This is a genomic window from Vibrio sp. 1249-1, from assembly GCF_033340495.1.
This window is the reverse complement of sequence record NZ_JAWOWJ010000910.1, coordinates 1-573: the sequence shown is the minus strand read 5'-3', so window position 1 is coordinate 573 and position 573 is coordinate 1. Positions and strand designations below refer to the sequence as shown.

At 50.1% G+C, this 573-nt stretch carries 1 protein-coding gene; it reads left to right on the top strand.

Annotated elements, in window-relative coordinates; genetic code table 11:
- The first annotated feature begins 248 nt into the window (after positions 1-248).
- Positions 249-452 carry a hypothetical protein gene (locus R7Z50_RS29630; protein WP_318150030.1) on the top strand — a complete coding sequence of 68 codons (204 nt, stop codon included), beginning with the start codon at positions 249-251 and terminating at the stop codon, positions 450-452.
- The last annotated feature ends 121 nt before the right edge of the window (positions 453-573 follow it).

The following is a 573-nucleotide window of genomic DNA, read 5'->3' as shown; positions in this document are numbered from 1 at the left end:
GAAGCTCGCGCTCTTGTTCAAGACAAAGGCATGATGGCTGGTCAGTTGCAGGAAAAAGACCAGCAGGCCAAGAGCCTCGAACAAAGACTCAATGATGCACTGACCAAAATTTCTGGGTTGGAGCAAGAGCTCGCTAAAGCTGGTAAGGGAGGGAAAAAGAAAGAGGAAAACTGATGGCGTGAAAGGCTAAATATTCAGAAGAGTGGCGACACAGAGCTGCGGCTCTTCAAACCAAGATTGAGGAGGCTATGACACTAGCCACCTCATCTATTGGCGACTATCGCTGGTTACACCGTCTCTATAGTTGGGTTACGGAGGTGGCTCAAGGTAAAGCCCCAGACTGGTGGACAGATCTGGATTGTGAAGTATCCCTCCCCCGAGAAGAAAAGCGGATCAGTACGTTCCTCTCGACACAAAAGAAGCGCATCACTCTCCAGATGTGTTTGTCGTAGGGGGCCTCATGAAACAACTTCCTCCTGACACACCAGAACAATCACTGATCACTCAGTACAAAGGGCCTCGCCTTGTCGTTAAGGCCTACGCTGGAACGGGTAAAACCACGACACTGGTGAA